Raw genomic sequence first — 1391 nt, forward strand, 5'->3', positions numbered from 1 at the left:
GTAATGCCAGTCAGTTAAGAAATTGACTGGCATTTTCTTGGATATTTTTGTGCTTTAATTTTCACTACTCGCGGACATTGCCTTTGCCTTTTTTCAGGTAATACAAATATTTTAGATTGTTCAAATAATTGCGCTAAATGTTTGGGTAGGTTTCCTGCTGATTCTAAAGGTGTGTGCCTTAAGATATTGATAATACTCATAGATGCAATATGGAAACTGATCCTTAAAGGACTCACCTTTGCATGTTCAGCGATAAACCTCATCTGTCTTCTTAAGATATTATATGCAATAAATACCCCCCACAATTCTTGATAGACCAAATCAGGTTGTTTGCTTCTTAAAATCCTTGCATCCTGTAAATCACTTTTAATTTCCCGATAACACATTTCTATTTCCCAACGCTGGATATAAAGCATTGCAAGGTCTTTGAATGGATAAACTTTAGAATTTGTTAATGATGTAATGTAACGTCTTATTTTTCCTGCATATTCAACTTCAATTAAACGTGCTTCCCAATAGTCACCCAATGACGGATTTATCTTTTTTGCTCTTGCTGAAACAAGCATTTTGATCTGAAAGTCATGGGCCGCATTATGATGAATCACTTCATAACGCAGGTTGTCCTTTGCTCGCATCAACCAATGACTCTCTTCTGCCTGAGATTGCCAGCTCACTAAAAAATCAGCAGAGAAGTAAGCACGATCAAATAGGGTAATACTGCGAACTGGTGCTTTTAATTGACTGGCTAAGGTTAATTCACCTTGATCCATACTGCCCATTTGGGCATCAATCATTTCATGGGTATTGGTATTCACCAGGCAAGTCACTCTAACTTGTGGGTAAGGTGCAGCTGCTGTTTTGCCTTTGGATGAACCAAAGTGCTTAAAGTTTTCTTCTGTATGAGGCATAGACCAAACCACACCATCTACAGCACAAACGCATAGACCGTGAAAGTTGCTATATTGTTGTTGTGAGTCTTTAAACCATGCCTGACTTAATGTCGAAAATAAAGCACTCATGGGTTCTAAGCCTAAGCGTTGTCTTGCTTGTACGGATGCACTCGGTACACAGTATTCTGCCGTACCGAAAACAAGTTGCAATTGTTGAACCACATACCAAATCGGTTGATTTCGAAATAGAGCAAGTCCGATTACCAGCCAAACAACATGTTCAGCAGGCAGTTTTCTTTTTCGAATTGATGCTTTACCTGTTTGGTCTAAGCAATCTTCAATCCAGTTTAAATCAATCAATTCACTGAATTGTGAAAGTGAAGGTAGGGTTTGTTTTAATGTTAAATCTAGATTCTGAGATAAATTCATAAAAAAAGAGCGTATTTACATACGCTCTTTTTACAGCATTTTAACTTTTTTTGCTTAACTGACTGGCATTAC

1 protein-coding gene is annotated in these 1391 nt (G+C 37.5%); it reads right to left on the reverse strand.

Annotated elements, in window-relative coordinates:
- Positions 1-14: 14 nt before the first annotated feature.
- Positions 15-1319 (reverse strand): IS4 family transposase, encoded by a 1305-nt coding sequence (locus NI465_RS16505; RefSeq protein ID WP_005252158.1) that lies wholly within the window; start codon positions 1317-1319, stop codon positions 15-17.
- Between the last annotated feature and the right edge of the window lie 72 nt (positions 1320-1391).

The sequence above is a fragment of the Acinetobacter lwoffii genome (assembly GCF_024129855.1).
GTDB lineage: Bacteria > Pseudomonadota > Gammaproteobacteria > Pseudomonadales > Moraxellaceae > Acinetobacter > Acinetobacter lwoffii_L.

Excerpts from the sequence above, each read along its gene's own strand:
- NI465_RS16505 (WP_005252158.1), bottom strand. The coding sequence starts at position 1,319 with ATGAATTTATCTCAGAATCTAGATTTAACATTAAAACAAACCCTACCT.